At 66.7% G+C, this 22,247-nt stretch carries 19 protein-coding genes; 7 read left to right on the forward strand and 12 right to left on the reverse strand.

Annotated features, from left to right (window positions below; genetic code table 11):
• Nucleotides 1–53: 53 nt before the first annotated feature.
• Complete coding sequence (locus C7R54_RS24185; RefSeq protein ID WP_129153279.1) at nt 54–671, reverse strand: TetR/AcrR family transcriptional regulator; 618 nt, start codon at nt 669–671, stop codon at nt 54–56.
• 272 nt (nt 672–943) lie between these two features.
• On the opposite strand from C7R54_RS24185, the gene C7R54_RS24190 reads away from it, so the two are divergent.
• Nucleotides 944–2,410 (forward strand): efflux transporter outer membrane subunit, encoded by a 1,467-nt coding sequence (locus tag C7R54_RS24190; RefSeq protein ID WP_129153280.1) that lies wholly within the window; start codon nt 944–946, stop codon nt 2,408–2,410.
• A 53-nt stretch (nt 2,411–2,463) separates the two neighbouring features.
• On the opposite strand, the gene C7R54_RS24195 is transcribed toward C7R54_RS24190, so the two are convergent.
• From C7R54_RS24195 to C7R54_RS24205, 3 genes are all read right to left on the reverse strand, one after another.
• Nucleotides 2,464–3,240: a DeoR/GlpR family DNA-binding transcription regulator gene (locus C7R54_RS24195; protein ID WP_129153281.1), complete on the reverse strand. Its 777-nt coding sequence runs from the start codon at nt 3,238–3,240 to the stop codon at nt 2,464–2,466.
• Between the two features lie 321 nt (nt 3,241–3,561).
• Nucleotides 3,562–5,772: a phosphocholine-specific phospholipase C gene (locus C7R54_RS24200; protein WP_129153282.1), complete on the reverse strand. Its 2,211-nt coding sequence runs from the start codon at nt 5,770–5,772 to the stop codon at nt 3,562–3,564.
• A 31-nt stretch (nt 5,773–5,803) separates the two neighbouring features.
• The gene (locus tag C7R54_RS24205) at nt 5,804–6,040 is read right to left on the reverse strand and encodes a hypothetical protein (RefSeq protein WP_129153283.1); all 237 of its coding nucleotides are present in this window, start codon (nt 6,038–6,040) and stop codon (nt 5,804–5,806) included.
• A gap of 218 nt (nt 6,041–6,258) precedes the next feature.
• Here C7R54_RS24205 and C7R54_RS24210 point away from each other — a divergent pair, with 218 nt between their 5' ends.
• Nucleotides 6,259–7,461 carry a DUF3142 domain-containing protein gene (locus tag C7R54_RS24210; protein ID WP_129153284.1) on the forward strand — a complete coding sequence of 401 codons (1,203 nt, stop codon included), beginning with the start codon at nt 6,259–6,261 and terminating at the stop codon, nt 7,459–7,461.
• Nucleotides 7,430–10,120 (forward strand): hypothetical protein, encoded by a 2,691-nt coding sequence (locus C7R54_RS24215; RefSeq protein ID WP_129153285.1) that lies wholly within the window; start codon nt 7,430–7,432, stop codon nt 10,118–10,120. Before C7R54_RS24210 ends, C7R54_RS24215 begins: the two co-directional genes overlap by 32 nt.
• A 258-nt stretch (nt 10,121–10,378) precedes the next feature.
• Here the strand turns inward: C7R54_RS24215 and C7R54_RS24220 are convergent, their stop codons facing one another.
• From C7R54_RS24220 to C7R54_RS24230, 3 genes are all read right to left on the reverse strand, one after another.
• Complete coding sequence (locus C7R54_RS24220) at nt 10,379–11,131, reverse strand: DUF433 domain-containing protein (RefSeq protein ID WP_240039690.1); 753 nt, start codon at nt 11,129–11,131, stop codon at nt 10,379–10,381.
• Between the two features lie 148 nt (nt 11,132–11,279).
• A complete protein-coding gene (locus tag C7R54_RS24225) occupies nt 11,280–12,860 on the reverse strand; it encodes a tetratricopeptide repeat protein (protein WP_129153286.1) in 1,581 nt (526 codons plus the stop codon).
• A gap of 139 nt (nt 12,861–12,999) precedes the next feature.
• Nucleotides 13,000–13,953, reverse strand: coding sequence for a LysR family transcriptional regulator (locus C7R54_RS24230; protein ID WP_129153287.1), 954 nt, complete (start codon nt 13,951–13,953; stop codon nt 13,000–13,002).
• Between the two features lie 116 nt (nt 13,954–14,069).
• On the opposite strand from C7R54_RS24230, the gene C7R54_RS24235 reads away from it, so the two are divergent.
• Nucleotides 14,070–14,843, forward strand: a complete 774-nt coding sequence (locus C7R54_RS24235; RefSeq protein ID WP_129153288.1) for a class I SAM-dependent methyltransferase — start codon at nt 14,070–14,072, stop codon at nt 14,841–14,843.
• Between the two features lie 27 nt (nt 14,844–14,870).
• On the opposite strand, the gene msrA is transcribed toward C7R54_RS24235, so the two are convergent.
• Both msrA and msrB read right to left on the reverse strand, forming a co-directional pair.
• Nucleotides 14,871–15,377 carry a peptide-methionine (S)-S-oxide reductase MsrA gene (gene msrA / locus C7R54_RS24240; RefSeq protein ID WP_129153289.1) on the reverse strand — a complete coding sequence of 169 codons (507 nt, stop codon included), beginning with the start codon at nt 15,375–15,377 and terminating at the stop codon, nt 14,871–14,873.
• A complete protein-coding gene (gene msrB / locus C7R54_RS24245) occupies nt 15,374–15,820 on the reverse strand; it encodes a peptide-methionine (R)-S-oxide reductase MsrB (protein WP_129153290.1) in 447 nt (148 codons plus the stop codon). The genes msrA and msrB overlap by 4 nt, the downstream gene beginning before the upstream one ends.
• 287 nt (nt 15,821–16,107) lie before the next feature.
• Here msrB and C7R54_RS24250 point away from each other — a divergent pair, with 287 nt between their 5' ends.
• Nucleotides 16,108–16,758, forward strand: a complete 651-nt coding sequence (locus C7R54_RS24250) for a cysteine dioxygenase family protein (RefSeq protein WP_129153291.1) — start codon at nt 16,108–16,110, stop codon at nt 16,756–16,758.
• A gap of 157 nt (nt 16,759–16,915) precedes the next feature.
• Complete coding sequence (locus C7R54_RS24255) at nt 16,916–18,475, forward strand: MmgE/PrpD family protein (RefSeq protein ID WP_129153292.1); 1,560 nt, start codon at nt 16,916–16,918, stop codon at nt 18,473–18,475.
• Nucleotides 18,476–18,526: 51 nt separating this feature from the next.
• On the opposite strand, the gene kdsA is transcribed toward C7R54_RS24255, so the two are convergent.
• From kdsA to C7R54_RS24270, 3 genes are all read right to left on the reverse strand, one after another.
• Nucleotides 18,527–19,381: a 3-deoxy-8-phosphooctulonate synthase gene (gene kdsA / locus C7R54_RS24260; protein ID WP_129153293.1), complete on the reverse strand. Its 855-nt coding sequence runs from the start codon at nt 19,379–19,381 to the stop codon at nt 18,527–18,529.
• Nucleotides 19,382–19,634: 253 nt separating this feature from the next.
• Nucleotides 19,635–19,925 carry a hypothetical protein gene (locus tag C7R54_RS24265; RefSeq protein WP_129153294.1) on the reverse strand — a complete coding sequence of 97 codons (291 nt, stop codon included), beginning with the start codon at nt 19,923–19,925 and terminating at the stop codon, nt 19,635–19,637.
• 142 nt (nt 19,926–20,067) lie between these two features.
• Nucleotides 20,068–20,814, reverse strand: coding sequence for an IclR family transcriptional regulator (locus C7R54_RS24270; RefSeq protein WP_129153295.1), 747 nt, complete (start codon nt 20,812–20,814; stop codon nt 20,068–20,070).
• 164 nt (nt 20,815–20,978) lie between these two features.
• On the opposite strand from C7R54_RS24270, the gene C7R54_RS24275 reads away from it, so the two are divergent.
• Nucleotides 20,979–22,226, forward strand: a complete 1,248-nt coding sequence (locus C7R54_RS24275; RefSeq protein WP_129153296.1) for a CaiB/BaiF CoA transferase family protein — start codon at nt 20,979–20,981, stop codon at nt 22,224–22,226.
• Nucleotides 22,227–22,247 lie beyond the last annotated feature (21 nt).

Consider the following 22,247-nt stretch of genomic DNA (forward strand, 5'->3'; position numbering starts at 1 on the left):
TGAGCAGCGTTGACTCCCGTTGCGTTTTATCCCTGGGAAGACACCGGGCAGGATCAGGGCGCCAAGCTGCGCAGTACCAGGCTGGCGACTTCTCGCGGCGCGTCGGGCAGACGGTCCAGGTTGTATTGCAGCATCAGCGGATTGATGAACGGATACATCACCAGGTAGATGGACCTGGCTGCCTCGTCCAGCGGGGTCTTGCGCTCGAATTCCCCACCCTCGCGTCCCTCGCGCAGGATGGCGGTCAACAGCTCCTGTATCCGGGTCTCGTAGGCGCGCGAACTTTCCCAACCCTCCGATACCGAATGAGCGGCGATTTCGTAGAGCTTGCGTTCTTCGAAGAACAGCTGGGCGGACAGCTCCACCAGGCTCAAAAAGAGGCGGCGGAACCGCTCCGTGGCGGTGTTTGCCTGCGCCATGGCCTTCAGCACGCCGTCCATGACCTGGGTCAGGCAAGCGGCACAGATGGCTTCGCCGATGGCCTGCTTGGAGTCGAAGAATTTATAGATATACGCCTTGGAAAAACCGATCTCCCGGGCGAGGTCCGATACCGTCGTCTTGGCATAGCCGTAGCGACTGAAGTGTTCATTCGCGGCCTGCACGATCTGGTCCCGCACGTTGTGATCGGCGGGTCCGCGCTGCCCTTGGGAAACCTGCAAGGTGTCGGTCATGTATGGACTGCTCCCTATCTCGCCGCCCGGATGGCGGCGGGCTCCGCGGTGCCGATGGACGATGCATGAGGTCCATGCGCGACAACCTTTCGTTGACTACCAATGACCATATCGTACAATGGTCACACTATTTTTATCAAAACACCGGCTCATCCAGCGGCAGCTTTCCCGTTTGTCCGGCGACCCGCGCCAGGCCCTTTCCTGCTGCGAGGTCGTACCTGGCGAGCCGGTCTGCCCTTCCAAGTTGGCCGTTCGTTCGTCCAGGATCCGTCATGCTGACTTATAAATCCGCTCTTTCGATCATGCTCGCCAGCCTACTGCTGGCGGGCTGTGCGGTCGGCCCCGACTACGAAACCCCACAAACCGCCACGAGCGGCCATTTTAAGGGACAGGCCGCCATGCAAGCCCGACAGGCACCAGCGGGAACCGATATGCGTGTGTGGTGGGAAGGGTTCCACGACCCGGTGCTGGCACAACTGGTCGGCCGTGCGCTCGACCAAAACCTGGACATCGCCCAGGCCGTGGCCCGCGTCACCCGGTCGCATGCCGCGTTAGGGCAGGCCGAGGCGGCGCTAGTGCCATCCGCCGCCGTGGCGGGCGAAGCAGCGCGCGGGCGGCAATCGTTGGAAACTCCGCAGGGCCGCCTGCTCAACGCCACGCCCGGCTACAACCGCAACGGCAACTACTACGAGCTGGACCTCAACGCCGGATGGGAAATCGATCTCTTCGGCGGCCTGCGGCGTGAGCGCGAAGCTGCCATCGCGGACTATGAAGCCGCCCAGGCCGCGGCTGCCGCCACGCGTATCGCCGTGGCGGCGCAGACTGCCGATGTCTACGTCGCCATCCGCGGGTTGCAGGCGCGACTGGCCATCGCGCGAGATCAGGTGCGGACGCGGGAGCGGCTGCTCTCCACGGTACAACTGCAATTCGACAAGGGTCTCGCGGCCGAACTGCAGGTCCGGCAGTCCCAAGGCGCGCTGGCGGAGGTCCGGGCCACCGTACCTATGCTGGAAGATGGGTTGCAGGCCGCCGTGAATGCGCTGGATATCCTGCTGGCGCAGCCGCCAGGCACCAGTCGCGATCTGCTTGCCGTCGTTGCGCCGATACCCGAGGCGCCCGCCATCGCCGATACCGGCACGCCGGCCGACCTGCTGCGCCGCCGCCCGGATCTCATCGTGGCCGAGCGGCAATTGGCTGCCAGCAATGCGCGCATCGGCGCCGCCATCGCCGAGTACTACCCCAAGGTGTCGCTGGGCGCGCTGCTGGGCACTGCCACCACTGCGTCCGGCCATCTGTTCGATAACAGCGCCAACCAGACACAAGGCATCCTGGGCCTGCGTTGGCGGCTCTTCGACTTCGGCCGCATCGAAGCCGAAATCGCGGACGCCCGCGGACGCAACGCCGAAGCGCTGGCGGCCTATCGCCTGGCCGTGCTGCGCGCATCCAAGGATGTGGAAGACGCCTTCTCCACGCTGGTCAAGCGTGAGGAGCAAGCCCGCTACCTGGACGAAGGCGTCGCCGCGCTGGCGCGCGCCCGCGTCACGTCATTCACCGCTTACCAGAGTGGCGTGGTCAGCCTGATCGAAGTACTGGATGCGGACAGCGCCCTGCTGCGCACGCGCGACGCCAGCGTACTGGCGCGCACGGAAGCTACGCGCGCGGCAATCGCGTCCTATCGCGCCCTGGGCGGCGGATGGGACAGCCCGGGCGCGGCGAAGACACTGGCGGCGGGATGGTAAGGCTTTGGGCCCCCGCCGCCTTTGCACTCTCGCGGCCCGTGGGGCGGCGCGCATCACACGAGTACCAATTTCACCCCCGCCTTGCGCAGCAGGCGCCATTCGCGTTCGTCGCCGTTCTTGCGATTGCTGATCACCACTTCGATGCTGGCCGCGGGCGCATAGGTCACCCGGCTCGCGACGCCGATCTTGCTGTGGTCGGCCATGATGAAGAGCCGCTTGGCCTGGCGCGCCATGGCCTCGGCCACGGCGGCTTCATGATGCTCGTAATTGGTGGCGCCCTGGTCCGCGGTCAGCCCTACCGGGGACAACACGGCGATATCCGCGTGATGGCGGGCGATCTCGTTGACGGTGGCCGCCCCATACGTGGCCTGGACATCGGCATAGGGACGGCCACCCAGCAATATGACCGTACAGGCGCCACGACCAGGCGGCGCCGCCCCCGCCAGTTTCATGGCGATCATCACCGAATTGGTGATCACCGTCAGGTCCGGCACGGACGGCAGGACTTCGGCCAGCATGCCAGTCGTGCTGCCGGCGTCCAGGAACAGGGTCTGGCCCGGTGCCAGCAAAGGCAGCACCGCCTGGGCGATGGCGCGTTTCTCGCGCGCGTGCAGGCGCTGGCGCTCGACGAACGGCGGCTCCAGGCGCGCGGCGGTCGCGACCACGCCGCCATGCACGCGGCGCAGCACGCCTTGCGCCTCCAGCTCCAGGATGTCGCGCCGCACGGTTTCGCGCGATACCGCCAGGGCCTGGGCCAACTGGTCGGTGGTCATGCGCGCATACTCGTCGAGCAGGGATTTGATGCGGAGAACGCGTTCTTCTTGAAGCATATGGACGCCCCCCCCCCGAAGGCGCTGCGCGCCTTCCCCCCCAGGGGGCGGCACTGGCGGACCGGAAGGAAGGCCCCCCCCCAGCGCGCTGCGCGCGCCCCCCAAGGGGCGGCACTGGCGGACCGGGAAACCCGGATCCGCTGTGCCCGCGGTAAGTGAGTTCTTAAGTAAGGTGTGGTGGAAATGGGCTCCATTATTGCGCTTTGCTGCCCTGCCTGAAAAGCGCCACGATCGTGGAATTAATGGAGAATGCAGCGTCCCTGGGGCGCGGCCGGGAGGCCCGCGACGGCGGTCCCCCGGTTGGGCGCCAGTGGGTGATGCTTAGTAGTCGCCTTCGCCCATGGCGGGATCGCTGATGCCATGATTGCCGGTTTCCACGCGACCCGCGTAGCGGCGTGACCAGGTGGGCTGGCTGGCGCACGTTACGACGAAGTCGTACCAGGCGCTGCTATCGCTCAGGTCCCAATGGATGTCCTGGGTGGCGCCGGCGGCAACCGACGCGTTCCAGGGGCCATCGGTGCGATAGGCCTTGGCCCGCACGTTGAAGTTGGCCGTGCCCGCGCCCCGGTTCATCAGCGTCAGGTAGACGTTGCCATTGGCCACGTCATAGCAGACACGGACTTCGGGCACCGGCACCGATGCGTCGCGCTCGACGCTCAAGTCACCGACGAAGGCCCGATGGAAGCCATTCGGCCCCAGCACCCACAGGTCATAGGCGCCACCGTCGTCCGCCCAGGCGCTCCAGGTGTCGTCCAGCTGCTTGCCGGCCTCCACCACGTAGCGACGCGGAATGCGATCCAGGTGCAGCCGGTCGTATACATGGAAAACCGCGGCTTGCGTGCCCGTGTTGGAGAAGATCAGCTGGACGGTGCCCGCCGTCGCATCGGTGCGTGCGCTCGTGTGCAGTTCGTACGGCAGCGCGCGCGACGGCCGCGTGCCGATGGCCTGGCGCGGCAGCTTTTGCGGCGACGGCAAGGCTACGGCGGCCAAGGCTTGCTGCGCCGCGCGCAGCGTATCGGCCTCGGACTGCGTCTTGCGGCCGGCCAGCGTGGCCAAAGCGTCATCGTTGGGATTCTCGAAATTGAAGGCGGTGGTCAGGTCGCCAAAGACCGCACGGCGATACGGGCTGATATTGGTCTCGGCAACACCGAAGCGCGCCTCCAGGAAACGCAGCACCGACGTGTGGTCGAACTGCTGGGAGTTGACCCAGCCGCCACGGCTCCAAGGCGACACGACCCACATGGGCACGCGCGGGCCAGGACCGTAGCAATCGCCATCCTGCGCGGGCATGCTGGTGCCGGGCACGTCCGGATGCGTGTAGTACTCATAGGACATGTCGTTGGCGCCCAACGTCGACTTGCCATGGACCGCGCCGGTGGCCATGTCGATCGACGGCGCGCACGGCGGCGGCATATGGTCGAAGAAGCCATCGTTCTCGTCGAAGTTGATCAACAGGACGGTCTTGGACCAGACATCCGGGTTGGCCGTGAGCGCATCCAGCACTTCCTGCACGTACCAGGCCCCCTGCACCGGGCTTGAATCGCCGGGGTGCTCGCAGTATTTCTGCGGCGCGACGATCCAGGACACCTGCGGCAGCTTGCCGGCGAGGATGTCCTGCTTGAAGGTGCCCAGGAAGCCACCGTCGGGCATGGTGTTGGCAATACCCTTGTACAGAGGATTGCCGGCGTTGTCGGTCGACGGGTCGTAAGCCGGAAAGACGGCGGTGGACGGACCGGTGTAGACCGGCTTTCCCGATGCCAGGTTGGCGGCGCGGTATTTCTGGAAACCGATCAAGGGGTTGTCGGTGTAGTTGTCCGGCAGGTTCTGGTAGACGATCCACGACACGCCGGCCGCTTCCAGGCGTTCCGGATAGGTGATCCAGTCATAGCCGTACGTGGTGGAATCAGTCGCCTCCAGCCCGTCGAACTCGTTGTTGACCACGACCTGGCCCACCGTGGTGGCGCCGTTGGTGCCCGTCATGTGGAACATGCGGTTGGTGTTGGTGCCACCGTGCAAGGAACAGTGGTAGCCGTCGCAAACCGTGAAGGCATCGGCCAGCGCCATCTGGAACGGCACCTCGCCTTCGGCGAGATAACCCATGGACTTCTGGTTCTTGTAGCGCGGCCATTGGTACATGCGGCCCTTGTCCCACGCGTCGCGCGCGTCGGTCCAGCTATGCGGCGTGCCGCCGCTACGCTGCGCATTGCCCAGCGACTGGTCCAGGTGATAGGGCAGCACCGGCTTGCCGTTGGCGTCCAGCTGCTGGAACACGTTGAAGCCATTGGGCAATGGAATCGTGAAACGGTCGCCAAAGCCCCGGACGCCGGCCATCGTGCCGAAATAGTGGTCGAACGAGCGGTTCTCCTGCATGAGGATCACTACGTGCTCGACATCCTTGATGGTGCCGGTGCGGTTGTTCGCCGGGATCGCCAGGGCGCGGCGTATGCTGGGCGGGAACATGTTCAGCGCCGCGGCGGCCGCGGTCACGCCTGCGCTCTTGCGCAGGAAATCTCGTTTGGAATTGTCGATCATGTCGAATGCGATGTGTGATGGCGTGGACAGGTCAGGGCGCGCAATGCAGCACGGGGGCAGGCGTCGCCGGCGTACCGGGCTCCGAGGGATTGCTCGGCGTGGTGCCGACGCTGCCGCCATTGCCATTGCCAGCGCCGTTGTCGTTGCCGTCGTCGTGGTCGCCGCCACAGGCGCTGAGCGCCAGCGCCATGGCGCACGCGGCGACCAGCGCGCGCGCGACGGATGACAGGCGCGCGCGTGGCTGCCGGTCCAGAAAGCTATCGGTCATGCAGGGCTCCGTAGGGGGGTCGGATAAACTTGCACAAAAATGCACAAGTCCAAAAATATGCATGCGAATGATCGACGTTGGCGATGACATCGCCATGACAGCTCACGCGCCGCTACACGTCAGCGCATCAGGTTGCATATCGTTTCCCGCGCTGGATCAGGAGAACAGCCGCGGGATAGAATTCCCGGCTCGTTGCATCGGCCAACCTTTTTCCCCTCATGCCGCGCCCTTACCCGTTGTGCGCTTTGCCGCTGTGCGCCTTGCTGTTGCTCGCCCTATCGCTGGCGGCCTGCCGCCGTGAGGCCACGCCCTTGCCCAACGATGCCTATGTCTGGCAACGCGCCTGGACACCGTCGCTCGTGCGGGCGCTGGGGGCGAGCGACGATATCGTCTCCACGTGGCATGTGCTCGGCGCGGAGATGGACGCCACCGGCCGCTGGACCGACAGTGCGCCCGATTACGCGGCGCTGGCCGCCCTGCGCCGGCCTGTCGTGCTGGTGCTGCGACTGGACGGCCGCGCGGACCGGCTGGAGGCCGATGCCATCCGGAGGCGGCTGCATGAACGGCTGAAGGCCTGGCGCGCCGCCGGCGTCCACGTGGGCAGCGTCGAGATCGACTATGACTGCGCGACCTCGCGCCTGCACGACTATGCGGCGCTGTTGGGACGGCTGCGTGCCACGCTCGACCTCCCGCTGGCCATCACCGCCCTGCCGACCTGGCTGCAAAGCCCCGACCTCGACACCTTGCTGGCGGTGCCCGACAGCTCCATTCTTCAGGTGCATGCCGTGCTCGATCCCGCGCTGGGCCTGTTCAACCCCTCCCGCGCGGCAGCCTGGGCCGATGACTATGCGCGTCGCACGCGACGTCCCTGGCGCGTGGCCCTGCCCAGCTACGGCACGCGCGTCGCCTGGGATGACGCGGGCCGCATCATCGCCGTCGAAAGCGAACGCCCGTCCCTGGCGCCGACGCCGCGCGACGCTGAACTGGTGGCCCAGCCTGGCATACTCGCGGACTTCCGCGCCCGACTGCAAGAACGGCCGCCCGCCGGCCTGGCCGGCCTGGTCTGGTTTCGCCTGCCCACCGACCAGGACCAGCGGGCGTGGAGCCTGGCTACCTGGCGGGCGGTGCTGACGGGCCAGCCGCTGCGCCCCGAACTCGCCCTCATCCTGGCCGGCACGGGTTCAACGCGCGATCTGCTGCTGGTCAACCGCGGCAATAGCGACGCGGCCCTGCCTGGCACCATCCGTATTGCCGGCGACTGCGCCGCGGCCGATGGCATCAATGGCTACGCGCTGGAACGCGACAGCGACGGACTTTACCTGCGCAGCCTCCGCGAGGGACTGCTGCGCCCTCACCTCCAACGCAACATCGGCTGGCTACGCTGCAACGATGCACATCCCCGTCTCACTTTCCAACCCTGAGCGCGGACGCCGTCCGCTGGCCCTGGCGCTGCTGCTGGCGGCACTCGCGGGCGGCTCGCTGGTCATAGCCTGCGGGCCGGAGTTTCCTCCGCAACTGCTGGATGACCGCGCCGCCACGCTGAACGCGACCCCTGCCAACTCCTTTGCCTACGAGGCGACCCACCTGGTCGACAGCAGGGACGACTTCTCCGTTCGGGAGCGGTATTACTACGAAGAAAGTCGGCAGGAAACCCCCGACGACGCCGACAAGGGCTTGGGCGCGCAGGTGCGAGACCGCCTGAAGGCCATGCGCCAGGCCGCGGATGGCGACGCCGCGTACGCGGCCGGCGCGGGCTTGCCCGACGCCCTCCGGCTGTACACGGCTGGCGCGGTGGACTATCGCCTGTCGCATGCGGCCGCCGACGACATCGGCAAGGACCCCGCCAAGGACCCGAATGTCGTGGCCCGACGCGCGGCGCGGCGCTTCCAGGCGGTGCTCGACCTGCCGGCGCCGGCCGGCGCGCCGCGCGCGGCATGGGCGGCCTATATGCTGGCGGAGCTCAAGGCGCAGGGCTACATCATGGCGGAAGATGGCGGACCGCCGACCGGCGCCGCCACGGCAGGCGCGCCCCCTTCGCCGTCGGCGCCGGACGACGCTGACGGCCTCGCCGAAAAGCGCTCCCCTTCCGGCCATTTGCTCACCGGACAGGCCGCCGAGAATGCCTGGCGCGAGGACGTCGCGCGCGCTTATGAACGGGTACGCGCATACGCCCGCGCAGGCGCCGACGACAGCCAGGGGCTGGCCGTGGCCAGCTATGGCCAGCAAGCCCTGCTCTATCTGGAAGGTCCGGACGGCACCTGCGGCTATGCCGACATCAGCAGCAACGCTCCTTGCGCCGACGCCATTGCGTCCGCCGACATGAAGCGCGCCATCCACCTCTATGCCGAACAGGCGGCGCAACGTTCGGACAGCGCCTTGCAATCGCTGCGCACCCTCGCTGGCTGGGCCTTGGAGAAGCCGGCACGCGCACAACGCCTCATCGACGATCCCGTGGCCCAGCGCCTGCTGGTCGCCTACGCGCTCGCCCGCATGGGCGACATCGTCGACGGCAAGGCCGACAGCGCGTACGACGTTTTTGCCGCCTACGACATCACCGACCAGCAGGGCCTCGCCGACGCGGCCCTGGGCGACAGCCACATCACGCCCAACCCGGCGCTGACGGCACTGACTGCCGCCCTGGTCACGCTGCCTCCGGCGCGCCTGGGGCAAGCCGACCAGGTTGCCGCGTTGGCCTACCGCGTGGGCCGCTACGACCTAGCCGCGCAACTGGCCGACCGCTCGCGGACGCCGCTTGCATGGTGGGTGCGCGCCAAACTCGCCACCCGCCAGGGCGACACCGCAGAGGCGGCGCAAGCTTATGGCCATGCCGTGCAGGCCTTCCCGAGCAACGACGGCAGCCTGGAGGCAGCCGGTCGCGCCCGGTTGCGCGGCGAACAGGGCGTGTTGTCGCTGGCGCGCGGTCAATATGTCGAGGCCCTGGACCAGCTGTACCAGGCCGCCACGGCCACCCAGCCCGACAGTCCGCGGGAAGAGGGACCGCTCATGGGCGACTATTGGAACGACGTGGCCTACGTCGCCGAACGGGTGCTGACCACGGAAGAGTTACGCGATTATGTAGACGCCCACGTGCCGGCCACGGCCGTGTCCGCCGTCGACCTGCGAAGCATGGATTCCACCGCGCGGAGCGACTGGCTCTACCAGCACCCTGTCACCGTGGCCGACCGCCTGCGCCAATTGCTGGCGCGGCGCCTCATGCGCGAAGGCCAGCGCAAGCAGGCCCTGGCTTATTTCCCGGCCGACGACGACGCCCGCTTCATGAACGTGAGCTGGACCGACAACCAGCTGGTGGTGACTCCCCGCCGTTCGCGCCAGGCGGCGGCCGACTACGACGCGGCGCTGGCCGAAGCCCGAGACGCCTGGCGCGATATCACGCGGGCGCGCGCCTGGTACCGGGCCGCGCTGCTCGCGCGCAAGCAGGGCATGGACCTGCTGGGCTATGAACAGGATCCGGATTACGCCGTCTATGACGGCAGCTACACCTATGGCGCGGGACGCGGCGCCGTGGGCGTGGACGGCGGCCCGGGCGGCAGCGCCGGCCAGGATCCCGCCGCGCAGCAGGCCGAAGCACAAGCAGACACCCCGGCCAAGCGCGCCGCGCGCGACCTGGTCGGCCCCTACATCACCGACGAGGAGCGCCGTCGCTACGCGGCCACGGAAGCGCAGCCCTACGCCCGCTTCCACTATCGCGAAATCGCCGCCGACCACGCCGTGGCGGCGGCCGGCCTGCTACCCGCGCGCTCGCAGGCCTACGCGGCCACGCTGTGCCGCGCGGCGAGCTTCGTCATCGACGACGATCCCGACCGCGCCGGCGCGATCTACAAACAGTACGTCAAGGAAGGCGCCCTGGTGCCATTCGGCGCTACCTTCGGCCGCGCCTGCCCGGCGCCGGATTTCGAAGGCGCGGCGCGCTTCCCTTATGTGCAGGCGTGGAGAACGCTGCGGCGGCATCCTGCGGCAAGCGCGGCGGCGGGCGCGGCCGTGGTGGCGTGTGTAGTGGTGGTTTTGGCGCTATGGCGCCATCGGCGTCGGCGTCGGCGTCGCGCGGAGCCGCGTACATGACAGGGTTGCCCGGCCCCGCCGGAATATCAGATCTGCTTCAAGCGGTTGGACAAGCGCCATGGCACTTCAAGTGTCGAGCCTTCAATCGCATTCGCCTGATCAACGATGCGAGGCCACCATCCAAGTCAGCGGTTTCCGCCGGGAATCGTTCTCGTAAGTGACAAATGGCGCCCAGTTCAGATGGAGCGTAGAGACGTTTGCTGGCAGCAGAGAACGTCGCCGCCCAGTTAGGGGGCAAATTGTTGTCGAACAGGAAGTTCATGCTCGCGCGGCCAGCAGACTCGTTTCGAACACGATGGCGGACTGAACAAAGCGAGGTGCCACGTCAAAAACCTCGGCCGTCAATGACACTGCCTGTTCATTGCCGCCTTCAGCCAAATACGAAGCATAAAGCGCGTCCGTTGGAATGCCTGCATCCTCGACGATAGGTTTGCCGAACTGTCGCGCCGGATCCAGTACGACATGAGTCCGCTTGCCGAGCGGATACCATTTCATCGCCTGCATTCCCTTGTACTCAATGCCTGCATAGAGGGAAGGATGAATAATGTCGCGAAAAACGATCTGTCGGCTACGAAGGTCTACCATCTCGCCTTCGCTCTGCATCAGTCTCAGTGCTTCCCCAAATATCGTGCGGCCATCCGTCTTGAATTTCAGCGTTGTAAAGGGATAGTCCACGCCATAGATGGCGCGAGCGCTCTCAAGACATCGCCTAACGACAATCAGGGGGATGCCATGGTCAATAAAGGCACGAACGAATCGCGCCTCCAGCAGATCTTGAAATCCAATCACATCCTCGTCGTACTCCCGCGTATCGATTTGCGTTTTCCAGAGGGGTGGAGAAAATGCGCGCAGACGCCCCCCGTTTGGGCCTTTGAGGTTATGGTGATACCCGAAAAGCCAACGGTGCAGATTGCGGGAAGGTGCCTGGATCAAGCGGGCCGCTGTCCGCAGGGAATAGAGTCCGGTGCCGCTATACATGGTGGGTGGTAGGGGTGTGGACGAGTTTAGCATCGCCCACTCCTTATCCATTGCTCAATCGCGAGAGACATACGTTACGCTCCTTTCCCGCATGTTGGCACCATGCCGACACACCGCGGAGCCTCTGTCACACCACGAGGGAAAAAGTGCCGGCCTTGACCTGATAGGCATGCACCCTCGCCTATCTGCCCGCTTTCAATTTATCTCGCAGTTCTTGCAACACCTCTATCCAGTCAGACCCGGCGGTTTTCCGCCGCAAGCTCACCGACGGATACCACGGCGTATCTTCGCGGTTGAGCTGCCAGCGCCAGTCCGGCATGGCGGGCAAGAGCAGGATCGTCGGGATGCCCAATGCGCCGGCAAGGTGGACGGTGGCGGTGTCGACGGTGATGACGCTGTCGAGGTTGGCCATCAGCGCGGCGGTCTCGGAAAAGTCGCGCAGGGCATCGTTGGGCAGATGCAGGTTGTCATGGCCCGCGACGGTTCGCCACTGCTCGATGGCGGCGAGGTCGGCGGGGCGGATGTCTTTCTGGACGCACACGAAATCGCACGGCGCGTCCAGCAGCGGCGCCAACTCGGCAAAGGGTATCGAGCGGTTGCGGTCGTCCGGGTGCCCGGCATTGCCCGACCAGGCCAGGCCGATGCGCGGACGCGTCGCCGAACCGCGCGCCGGCAGCAGCGCCGCCCATTCCCTCGCCAACGCTTCATCGGCGCGCAGCGGCTGGCCCAGCGGCCAGGGCTCGGCGCCTTGCCTGGATAGCGCCAGCGGCAAGCTGAGCAAGGGCACATGGCGATCGAAGGCCGGCACCGGCACGTCGTCGCCGATGACGGTGACCCCCGGCAGGCTGGTCCGCAGCAGCGGGGCCAGCGACGCCTGCACGCGCAGGATCACGGCGCCCGCCATGGGGACCAGGGCCCGGACATAGCGGCTGAACTGGATCGTGTCGCCCAGGCCTTGCTCGGCATGCACCAACAGGGTCTGGCCCGCCAGCTTGCCTTCGCCCAGCCAAGGTGAACCGGCGTAAGGCATGGTCTGCCCGCCATCGCGCCAGCGCCATTCATAATCGCGCCAGCCGTGCGTGAACTGGCCCAGCAGCAGATTGGTCTGCGCGCGGTTGGTGCGCGCGCCCGGATGCTCGGGATCGATGGCCAGGGCATGCTTGAAATGACGCAAGGCATCGTCGAAACGGTGCTGGTCGCGCGCCAGCACGCCCAGGTTGGTATGCGCGTCCACCAGCCTTGGGTCCAGCTTGATCGCGTTCTCGTAGGCCTGCCGCTCGTCCTGCTGCCGTCCCAACGCACCCAGCACCACGCCCCGCACGTAGTGCAGCGCCGCCGCGCGCGGCGCCAGGGCCAGCGTGCCGTCGACCAGGGTCAGGGCGTCGTTGCCGCGTTCCAGGCGCAACAGCACGTCGACGATGTTGCCGAGCAGCGAGATATCGTTATTGGATAGACGGTAGGCGGCGCGATAGCGCTCCAGCGCCGTGTCCAGGTTGCCGTTGCGCAAGTGCACTGCGCCGGCATCGCGCAACAGCCCCGCGTCCTTGGGGCGCAGCGCCACCGCACGATCGAACTGCTCGGCGGCCTGCGCCAGCGAGCCGGCCCGGCTTAGTGCATAGGCCAGGGCCGAGGCCAGGTCGGCATCGTCGGGATGCGCGGACGCGGCGGGTGCCAGCAGGTCGACGGCGCCGGCGTAGTCCCCGCCTTGGAAAGCTTGCGCGGCGCGCGCCAGGATGTCTTTGTTGTCTTCGGCCGCGGCCATGTCCGTACTTCCTTTACGATTGAATCCGATACAGCTCCGCGCGCGCGGCCGGTTCTGCGCACCCCGCGCCCTACAGGGCGGACACATCTTGTCTTGGGTATCGCGGCGGCCAGGTCGGCGCCTCGCGGAACCGGCCATTCTAATCCAGTCGGCTGCGCGCGCGTGGCGGCCGGCCGGCGGGGCGGCGCTGCGGGGCCTGCGTGGGCAGCGTCTCCCGCGCCGCCTCCACGAAGCGCGCCAGAGGCGCGTCCGGCGCTGGCTTGCGATAGACCAGGGTCAGCGGAATCGTGAACGCCGACGCGGCATCCAGCGGTCGGTAGGCCACGCTTTCCCGATGCAACGCTTGCAGTGTCCGTGGCAGCAAGGTGATGCCGCGTCCCGACGCCACCAGCGTGACGGCGGACAGCAGGCGCGGCACGTCGGCGACGACGCGCGGCGCGAAACCGGCCTTGGCACACGCCGCCAGCAGTTCGTCCTGCACACCGGGCCCATCCTCCCGGCGGTAGAGGATGAAGGGGTCGGCCGCGAGGTCGGCCAGGGCAAGGGCGCCCCGCTTGCCGGCCAGGCGATGCTCGATGGGCAGGGCGGCCACCATCTCTTCCTGGTCCAGCACCAGGGACGATAGCGCGGGATAGCGCTTGGCGGACGCGCGCACGAAGACGGCATCCAGGGCCTCGCCCGCCACGGCTTCCAGCAGGTCGCGCGTGGCGTTCTCCTGCGAGTCCAGCGCGATCATCGGATGGCGCGCATGAAATGCGCGTATCAGCTGCGGCACCCGCGGATGCAGCGACGCGGAGCTGGTATAGCCGACAGCGATGCGGCCTATCTGCCCGCGCGTTGCCTGTTGCGCCCGGACCGCGGCGCGCTCGGCGCCGGCGAGCAGCGCGCGTGCATCTTCCAGGAACACGCGGCCCGCCGTGTTCAAGCGCACGCTGCGCGGCGTGCGGTCGAAAAGTTGCACGCCCAATTCGCGCTCCAGGTCGCGGATCTGCTGGCTGAGCGGCGGCTGCTGGATGCCCAGGCGCTCCGCCGCCCGCGTCATGTGTTCCTCTTCCGCGACCGCGATGAAGTAACGCAGATGGCGCAGTTCCATGATGAATATCTATTAAGTCTGCTTGTGGTAGGTGTCATATATTTTACATATACATCCCCCGGTTCTAAGATGGCTACTCCCGCATCCCTTTCCTTGATACATCCTGGGGTTCCGTCATGAGCATCGATTTCCACGCCCGGAAGAACAAGTACACCTATGCCACCCGCACGGCCGACGAAGGCTGGGCGCGCGCCGTCAGCGCGGCGGTGGATCCGCGCGGCAAGCGGGTCGTGGATGTGGGTTGCGGCGGTGGAATCTACACCCGGTCCTGGGACGACCTGGGCGCGCAAAGCGCGATCGGCATCGATTTCTCCGAACAGATGGTCGCCGCTGCCCGGGAAAAAGCCCAAGGCCGTCCCCAGGTTTCCTTCCAGGTCGGTACGGCGCAGGCCACGGGCCTCGCGGCGGCCAGCGCGGATATCGTGTTCGAGCGGGCCCTCATCCATCACTTGCAGGACTACGACGACTGCTTCGCGGAAGCCTATCGCCTGCTCGCCCCGGGCGGCACGCTGCTGATCCAGGACCGCACGCCGGAGGATGTGCGGATACCCGGCTCGCCGGAGCACATCCGCGGATATTTCTTCGATTGCTTCCCACGCCTGGCCGCGGTGGAGGCCGGGCGCCGCCCCACCGACGCCAAGGTCCGCGAGACCTTGCGGCGGTCCGGTTATACGGCGTTGGAAAGTACGACGTTGTGGGAGACCCGCAGGACGTATGAACACTTCGACGACCTGGCGCAAGACCTCGCCAACCGCACGGGTCGCTCCATCCTGCACGAGCTGGACGACGAGGAATTGAAGACGCTGATCGCCTACATCGGCGAACGTACCGGGCGTACGGGCCCCATCCAGGAAAAAGACCGCTGGACCTTGTGGGTCGCGCGGAAGTGAGCGGCCCGGCCGGGCCGCCCGCCGTCCTCAGGCCGCCGCGCGCCGGGGCAGCTTCCAGTTGGGCCGCACGAAATGGCAGGTGTAGCCATTGGGAATGCGTTCCAGGTAGTCCTGGTGCTCGGGCTCGGCTTCCCAGAACGGCCCCGCCGGCGCCACTTCGGTCACCACCTTGCCGGGCCACAGGCCCGAGGCATTGACGTCGGCGATGGTGTCCTCGGCAACGCGCTTCTGTTCCTCGTCGGTATAGAAGATCGCCGAGCGGTAGCTGGTGCCGATGTCGTTGCCCTGCCGGTTGGGCGTGGTGGGATCATGGATCTGGAAAAAGAACTCCAGGATCCGGCGGAAGCTGGTCTTGGCCGGATCGAAAATGATTTCGATGGCCTCGGCATGCGTGCCATGGTTGCGGTAGGTGGCATTGTCGACGTCGCCGCCGCTATAACCGACGCGCGTGCTGGTCACGCCGTCGAGACGGCGGATCAGGTCTTGCATGCCCCAGAAGCAACCGCCGGCGAGTACTGCGCGTTCCTGGCTCATTTCACGTCCTCCACTTGATCGAGATAGGCGCCGTAGCCTTCGGCTTCCATCCGGTCGCGCGGGATGAAGCGCAAGGACGCCGAGTTGATGCAATAACGCAGGCCGCCCCGGTCGGGCGGGCCGTCCGGAAAGACGTGGCCCAGATGGCTGTCGCCATGGGTGGAGCGGACCTCGGTGCGGACCATGCCGTGCGTAGTGTCGCGCAATTCGTTGATATTGGCGTTTTCGATGGGCTTGGTGAAGCTGGGCCACCCGCAATGCGAATCGAATTTGTCCGATGAGGCGAATAGCGGCTCGCCGGATACGATGTCCACGTACAGGCCTGCTTCCTTGTTGTCCAGGTATTCCCCGGTGCCAGGATATTCGGTGCCGCTTTCCTGGGTGACGCGGTATTGCTCGGGCGTGAGCCTGGCAATGGCCTCGGGGTCTTTGCGGTAGGTCATTCTGCGCTCCTTGTCGCCTGGGAGCCGCCTAGATGGGGGGCGGCGCGTCGAATTCAAGTGGGGACGCACCTTGCACGGGCGGCTGGCGCCATCGTCCGGCGCGCGACGGCGCCTGGCCCCGGCCATCGGCATTAACCCGGGAAAAGACGCGGCACATGGCGGATTTTGGCGTATTGTTAAACCATTTCGACGATACGCCGAGGCGCGGTCCCTTGTCTCTCTCATCCGGGCGCGCCGTGGGGTTATCCGGCGTATCGCCAGCCAATATTGATAAAGGAGACCCCATCATGAGCACTGCTTCCCCCGCCAAGGCGCCGTCGGCCGCCCCGTCCGTCATTGCCGCCGAACGCCGCCAGCGCGTCAACGAGACCTTGAGCGATATCCGCCAGCTGCTGGCTGGACGGGAATTGAGCCGAGAACTGCTGGCCGACATCAGCGCCCGCCTGGAACGCCTGGCGCAGGCGCGCGAACTGTTCGGCAGCGCCGACTTCCCGCCACCGGCCGGCGGCCAGGGCGAATCGACGCGCTACCGGCTGAATCCGGAGGACGGCGACGACGACATCGCGCTGTACCTGAATTCCATCAACCCGGGCAAGACGTCGGTACCGCACAACCACACCACCTGGGCGGTCATCGTGGCCATCTCCGGCGATGAACTGAACCGGATCTACCAGCGCACCGACGATGGCAGCGACGCGGAGCACGCCACGCTGGCGCTGTCGCACGAACAGGTGGTCCGTCCTGGCGCCCCCATCGCCTTCCTGCCCGACGACCTGCACAGCATCCACGTGACGGGGAACACGCCGACGCTGCATTTCCACCTCTACGGCCAGCCCCTGGAAACGCTGAGCGGCCGCATCGGCATCGAGCCGGATACCGGCCGCATCATCAACTACAACAAGTCCAAGATGACCAGGAGCGTGGCTGCCGGCGGCTGAAAGAGCGGCTTGTCGAGGGACCAAATGGCTCCGCACGCGGAGCCATTTCAGTTTGAATTCAACCGTTGTTGATTAGAAAGGCAGGCCCGGCGAATAAACGTACGGACACGCTTACGGCACGGCTTACCGCGCCGGCGTCACAACGAGGAGAAGAGACATGCAGGCCCCTGCCCCAGACAACCATACCGCCGACATCGCGCGGCGTCATTTCCTGCAGGCCGGCATGCTGGCCGGCGCGGCGCCGGCACTATTGGCTGCGGCCCCCGCGCTGGCCGCGGATACCGCAGCCGGCGCGACGGACGCACAGGTCGCCCCCGGCAAGGCAGCCGAGTCGCGCGACAACAGGGAAAAGCCGGCCGCGCAGGATACCAAGGGCGGCCAGACCGTCACGCTGGCCGCCTACGGCGCGGGCGTGCGCTACGCCCAGATTCCCCCCGAGGTCCTGCAACGCGCCAAGGACTGCATGACGGATGCGGTCGCCACCATCATCTATGGCGCGGAGCTGCCCTGGAGCAAGATGATCATCGCGTATGCGCGGCAGAACGGATCCGGCGGCAAGAGCCAGATCCTCGGCAGCGGCACCCGGCCCGTGCACCCGCAGATGGCGGCGCTGGCACAGGGCGCGATGGCGCATGCGTTCGAACTGGACAACCTCACCAAGCCCGACAGCGGCGCCCACCCCGGCGCGGCGCTGTTTTCCTCCGGCCTGGCGATGGCGCAGGACCGGGGCCAGGGCGGCCAGGCCTTGCTGGCGGCGTTCGTGGCGGGGGCCGAGGTCATGCTGCGCATCGGCTACGCCACCAAGCACACCAATGAAGAGCGCGGCTTCCATGCCCCCGGCACCACGGGGCCTTTCGGCGGCGCGGTGACGGTGGGACATCTGCTGGGGTTCGACCAGGCGCGCATGGTCAATGCGCTGGGCATCGCCGGCTCTTGCGCCGGCGGCCTGCTGGCGTTTGCCCATGCGGGCAACGGCGCCATGGTCAAGCGCTTGAATGTGGGCCGTGGCGCGGAGGGCGGCGTGGTCGCGGCGGACCTGGCGGCGCAAGGGTTTACCGGACCCAGCACCGTGCTGGAGGGCGAGGGGGGATTCCTGCGCGCCTTCTGCCCGGACTATGACCTGGCCGAATTGACGCGCGGCCTGGGCGCCACCTACGAAACCATGAACATCATGATCAAGCGCTATGCCTGCCACATCACGGCGCATACGCCGGTAGAGGCCATGCTGGATCTACGCAAGGCCCATGGCTTCAAGGCCGAGGACATCGACGGCATCACGGTGGCCGGCAGCCCGCGCATGACCACCGTCAACAATATTCCCAAACCGGCCGATGCCTTGCTGGCGCAGTTCAGCATCCCTTTCTGCGTGGCCTTGTCCATGTATCGCAATCCCGTCGATCCGCGCTCGTTCGACGACAAGGTGGCGCAGGATGCGGCTATCCTGGCCCTGGCCCAGCGGGTGAACATGCAGTTGGCGCCGGGACAGAAGAACAATGACCTGGCCAGCACCGTGACGGTCAAGCTCAAGGACGGGCGTTCGTTCAGCAGCCACGTCACGGCGTTCACCGGGACGCCGGAGCGCCCCCTGGACCGCGCGGGCCTGCGCGAGAAGTTCATGCTGTTGACGCGCAGCCATCCCGAGGCCGCCATGGCGAAGCTGTTCGACCGTATCCAGGGCCTGGAAAAAGAGAAGAACCTGGACTGGTTGCGGGTCTGAGCGGCTGGCGCCGGAGCGCCGGCCGCCGGTCGCGAGGCCCGTGCCGCGCGACTACCCGATGTTCAGCGGTTCGAACGATTTGACCAGGTCGTCCAGGCGCTTGATCTGCGTCAGGAAGGGCTCCAGCTGGTCCAGCGGAAGGGCGCTGGGGCCGTCGCACTTGGCGTTGTCCGGGTCGGGATGGGCCTCCAGGAACAGGCCGGCCAGGCCCACCGCCATGCCGGCGCGGGCCAGGTCCGCCACCTGTTCGCGCCGGCCGCCCGACGCGGCGGCGCCGGCGGCGCGCTGCTGCAGGGCATGGGTGACGTCGAAGATGACCGGCAAGCCGGCGGAAACCTTCTTCATCACGCCGAAGCCCAGCATGTCGACCACCAGGTTGTCGTAGCCGAAGCAGGTTCCGCGATCGCAGAGGATGACCTGCTGGTTGCCGGCTTCCTGGATTTTCTCGACGACGTTCTGCACCTGGCTGGGACTCACGAACTGCGGCTTCTTGACGTTCACCACGCGGCCCGTCTTGGCCAGCGCCACGACCAGGTCGGTCTGGCGCGCCAGGAAGGCCGGCAGTTGCACCACATCGGCGACCTGGGCCACGGGCGCGGCCTGCCAGGGCTCATGGACATCGGTGATGACCGGCACGCCGAACTCGGCCTTGACCGCTTCGAAGATCTTCAAGCCCTCTTCCATGCCGGGACCCCGATAGGAATGGATGGACGAGCGGTTGGCCTTGTCGTAGGAGGCCTTGAAGACGTACGGAATGCCCAGTTTTCGCGTGACCTTCTGGTAGTGCTCGCAGGACCGCAGGGCCAGTTCGCGCGACTCCAGGACGTTGATGCCGCCGAACAGCACGAAGGGGCGGTCGTTGCCGCAATCGATGCCGGGCGCGATGGAAATGATTTGTTGGGACATGAGGCGCTACCTGAGAGGCGAAGATCAGGGCAGTATATCGCCGGCGGGGTCCGGGCCGGCGCCCGACGCCCGACGCCCAGGGGCGATCATCGCGTCCGCATCCGGGACGCTATCAGCCGCGCCGATCGGCACTTTTGCCCGGATGACGCCAAGGCGCTGGGCCTTCTATACAGCCATATCGACGTCTGACGGACGCCGATATTCAAGCGATCGCTACCCAAGCCGTAAAGGCAACCGCTTCTGGAACGGCCCCCTACTTCGCTTCGTCCCGCGGCAGCGCCGCGAGCGCGGCTTCCAGCAATTCGGCGGTGACTTCGTTCAAGCCCGTGCCGCGCGCCACGGCGAGCGCGCGCACTTGTTCGACCAAGGACTGAGGCAGCTTGACGGGGAAAGACGCCAGGCCCTGGGCCTGGTCCTGGCGGCGGCGATCGCGCCGGTCCTGCGTTTGCGTGGCGGCCGCGCCAAAGCGCTGCGGCGTGCCCGCGTTCTTCAATTGGCCCATCAGCTTCAGGCCTTTGTTCTTCTCTAGATCGGTTTTCTTCATGGCGGGACGTCGTTGGAAAAAAGCCGGACAATGACGCCCGGCAGGGATGCTCGGACAATCCGGCCTCGGAAGGCGCGACGTCGGCAATGCGTTTTCAATGCACTCGCCAGCATACAACGAACCGCCCGGTCCCCACTCGGCCTCACTCCCCGGCAGCCTGCGCCGCCAGATACCCCTCCAGCCGTTCACGCAAGCGCTGCGCCAGTTCCGGCAGCCGTGACGCCACGCGGAACATCGGCCCCGCGACCAGCAGGGCGTAACGCCGCTCGCCGACGGCGAAAGGCATGGCCACGCCTCCCAGGTCCTGGGTGTACTCCGCGTTGCCCTCGAACCAGCCGCGCGCGATCGACGCGGCGATTTCAGCCTCCACCTGCTCCGCTGACACGCGCGTCGTGTCCGTGTAGCGCTCGTACGCGGCCTTCTCCAGGATGGCGGCGCGGTCGGCGGCCGACATCTGCGACAACAATGCGCGCCCCGTTGCCGTCACGTGCAAGGGCACCCGCTTGCCTACCGGCGCCGCGTAGCGCACCGCGCTGGGCGACTCCACCGTTTCGATGAACAGCGCGTGCGCCCCGCTGGCGGCCGCGAGCACCGCCGTCTCCCCCGTTTCCTGCACCAGCTGGTCCAGCAAGGCGCGCATCCCATGCGGAATCGGCTGGCCGCGTTCGATCTGCGTGATCAATTCCGCCCAGACCGGCGCCGGGTAGTAGCCCGCTCGCGCCCTCGGCTCGTACAAAAAACCGCGGTTGGTCAGGGTCAACAGCAGATTGAAGGTGCTGGAACGCGGCCAGCCGAAATGGCGCGCGATCTCCGCCAGGCTGGCCGGCCGCTGCCGTCCCGCGAAGTACTCCAGCAGATCCAGGACATTGCCGACTTGTTTGATGCTCACAGGCCCTCCGCCACCATGTAATGCGCGCCGCCATCCTGCCGGCCGCCACGCAGCCCAAGACGATAGCCCTTTCCAAGGGTAAATCCCAAGCTGCTATTTTCCCCGATCTTGTTCCCCTATGTGTATGATTTGTTCCTGCCCATGAACACATAGCGGCGATAAGAATGAGATCGGAGACAAGTTCCACCCCCGCCACGGGACCCCTGGCGGGTATCAAGGTCATCGACATGACGTCCGTCCTGATGGGGCCTTTCGCCTCCCAGGCCATTGCCGACATGGGCGCCGACGTCATCAAGATCGAAGCCCCCAAGGGCGACCTGGTGCGCCAGATCGGCCCCGGCCGCCATGAGGCGATGGGACCGGTCTATCTCAACGCGAACCGCAACAAGCGCAGCGTCGCGCTGGACCTGAAGCAGCCGCAAGGCATGGCCGCGCTCAAGCGCCTGCTGGTCGATGCCGACGTGCTCATGTACAACGTGCGGCCGCAGGCCATGGCGCGACTGGGCCTGTCCTACGAGGAAGTCGCGGGGATCAACCCCCGCATCGTCTACGCCGGCCTGTTCGGCTTCGACCAGGACGGCCCCTATGCCGCGCGCCCCGCCTACGACGACCTCATCCAGGGCGCCACCACGCTGCCGCATCTCATCGCCAAGGCCTCCGGCGGGATTCCGCGCTATGTGCCCACCGCCATGGCGGACCGCATCGTCGGCCTTACCGGCGTCAACGCCATCCTCGCCAGCCTGCTGGCGCGCCACCGCACGGGGCGCGGCGACCGCGTCGACATTCCCATGTTCGAAACCATGGCGGCCTTTGTCCTGGGCGACCACCTGGGTGGGCTGACCTATGAGCCCGCGCTGGACGATGGCGGCTATGCCCGCCAGCTTTCGCCCGAGCGGCGCCCCTATCAAACCCGCGACGGCTACATCTGCGCGCTGGTCTACACCGACAAGCAGTGGCGCGAGTTCCTGCGCGCCGTGGGCCGCGAAGCCCTGATGGACGAAGACCCGCGCTTCGCCAGCTATGGCAGCCGTTCGCGCAACATCGACCATGTCTACGGCGAGCTGGCGCGCATCTTCCTGGAGAAGACCACGGCCGAATGGATGACCCTGCTGGAAGAGGCGGACGTGCCGTTCATGCCCATGCACGATCTGCTCAGCATCCTCGACGATCCGCAATTGAAGGCCACGGGCTTCTTCATCGATACGGACCATCCCAGCGAAGGACGCATCCGCACCATGCGCATACCCGTGCGCTGGCGAAACAATCCGGCGGCGACCGTGCGCCGTCATGCGCCCCGCCTGGGCGAACACACCCGCGAAGTGCTGATGCAACTGGGCTACGCGCCCGCCGAAGTGGAGGCCATGCTGGCGGCAGGCCAGGCCGCCGCGGCGCCCGACATCGTCCAGGACTGAACGCGACGCCGGCCACATGCC

This window comes from Achromobacter aloeverae (assembly GCF_004121055.1).
GTDB lineage: Bacteria > Pseudomonadota > Gammaproteobacteria > Burkholderiales > Burkholderiaceae_B > Bordetella_C > Bordetella_C aloeverae.

What these genes read in the sequence shown, in the direction of transcription:
- C7R54_RS24255 (WP_129153292.1), top strand. Translation starts at nt 16,916, where the DNA reads ATGCAGGCCCCTGCCCCAGACAACCATACCGCCGACATCGCGCGGCGT.
- C7R54_RS24210 (WP_129153284.1), top strand. Translation starts at nt 6,259, where the DNA reads ATGCCGCGCCCTTACCCGTTGTGCGCTTTGCCGCTGTGCGCCTTGCTG.
- C7R54_RS24190 (WP_129153280.1), top strand. Translation starts at nt 944, where the DNA reads ATGCTGACTTATAAATCCGCTCTTTCGATCATGCTCGCCAGCCTACTG.
- C7R54_RS24195 (WP_129153281.1), bottom strand. Translation starts at nt 3,240, where the DNA reads ATGCTTCAAGAAGAACGCGTTCTCCGCATCAAATCCCTGCTCGACGAG.
- C7R54_RS24220 (WP_240039690.1), bottom strand. Translation starts at nt 11,131, where the DNA reads ATGCTAAACTCGTCCACACCCCTACCACCCACCATGTATAGCGGCACC.
- C7R54_RS24215 (WP_129153285.1), top strand. Translation starts at nt 7,430, where the DNA reads ATGCACATCCCCGTCTCACTTTCCAACCCTGAGCGCGGACGCCGTCCG.
- C7R54_RS24275 (WP_129153296.1), top strand. Translation starts at nt 20,979, where the DNA reads ATGAGATCGGAGACAAGTTCCACCCCCGCCACGGGACCCCTGGCGGGT.
- C7R54_RS24250 (WP_129153291.1), top strand. Translation starts at nt 16,108, where the DNA reads ATGAGCACTGCTTCCCCCGCCAAGGCGCCGTCGGCCGCCCCGTCCGTC.
- C7R54_RS24185 (WP_129153279.1), bottom strand. Translation starts at nt 671, where the DNA reads ATGACCGACACCTTGCAGGTTTCCCAAGGGCAGCGCGGACCCGCCGAT.
- kdsA (WP_129153293.1), bottom strand. Translation starts at nt 19,381, where the DNA reads ATGTCCCAACAAATCATTTCCATCGCGCCCGGCATCGATTGCGGCAAC.
- msrB (WP_129153290.1), bottom strand. Translation starts at nt 15,820, where the DNA reads ATGACCTACCGCAAAGACCCCGAGGCCATTGCCAGGCTCACGCCCGAG.
- C7R54_RS24265 (WP_129153294.1), bottom strand. Translation starts at nt 19,925, where the DNA reads ATGAAGAAAACCGATCTAGAGAAGAACAAAGGCCTGAAGCTGATGGGC.
- C7R54_RS24200 (WP_129153282.1), bottom strand. Translation starts at nt 5,772, where the DNA reads ATGATCGACAATTCCAAACGAGATTTCCTGCGCAAGAGCGCAGGCGTG.
- C7R54_RS24225 (WP_129153286.1), bottom strand. Translation starts at nt 12,860, where the DNA reads ATGGCCGCGGCCGAAGACAACAAAGACATCCTGGCGCGCGCCGCGCAA.
- C7R54_RS24205 (WP_129153283.1), bottom strand. Translation starts at nt 6,040, where the DNA reads ATGACCGATAGCTTTCTGGACCGGCAGCCACGCGCGCGCCTGTCATCC.
- C7R54_RS24230 (WP_129153287.1), bottom strand. Translation starts at nt 13,953, where the DNA reads ATGGAACTGCGCCATCTGCGTTACTTCATCGCGGTCGCGGAAGAGGAA.
- C7R54_RS24235 (WP_129153288.1), top strand. Translation starts at nt 14,070, where the DNA reads ATGAGCATCGATTTCCACGCCCGGAAGAACAAGTACACCTATGCCACC.
- msrA (WP_129153289.1), bottom strand. Translation starts at nt 15,377, where the DNA reads ATGAGCCAGGAACGCGCAGTACTCGCCGGCGGTTGCTTCTGGGGCATG.